Genomic DNA, 289 nt, shown 5'->3' with positions numbered 1-289 from the left:
CTCACTTTGAACCCTGAATTCAAGTAGCCGGTTCTGACACGCGACTTGCAACTCATCATGCCCTCTCCAACAGAGTCGCTATGCCCTGTCCCACACCCACGCACATGGTGCACAGGGCGTAGCGCTTGCCGCTCTTCTGCAGTTCGTGGGCCGCGGTCAGCAGCAGGCGCGCGCCGGACATGCCCAGCGGGTGGCCCAGGGCGATGGCGCCGCCGTTGGGGTTGACCCGCGGGTCGTCGTCTTTGATGCCCAGATCGCGCATGCAGGCCAGCGCCTGGGCGGCGAAGGC

At 65.7% G+C, this 289-nt stretch carries 1 pseudogene; it reads right to left on the bottom strand.

Annotation, left to right across the window (positions count from 1 at the left end):
• Nucleotides 1-55: 55 nt before the first annotated feature.
• Nucleotides 56-289, bottom strand: a pseudogene (locus IOC61_RS17510) (3-oxoadipyl-CoA thiolase); the annotation flags it as partial.

It is taken from the genome of Halomonas sp. KAO (genome assembly GCF_015595025.1).
In the GTDB taxonomy this organism is placed as follows: Bacteria; Pseudomonadota; Gammaproteobacteria; order Pseudomonadales; family Halomonadaceae; genus Halomonas.
This window is presented reverse-complemented; position numbering and strand designations above follow the sequence as displayed.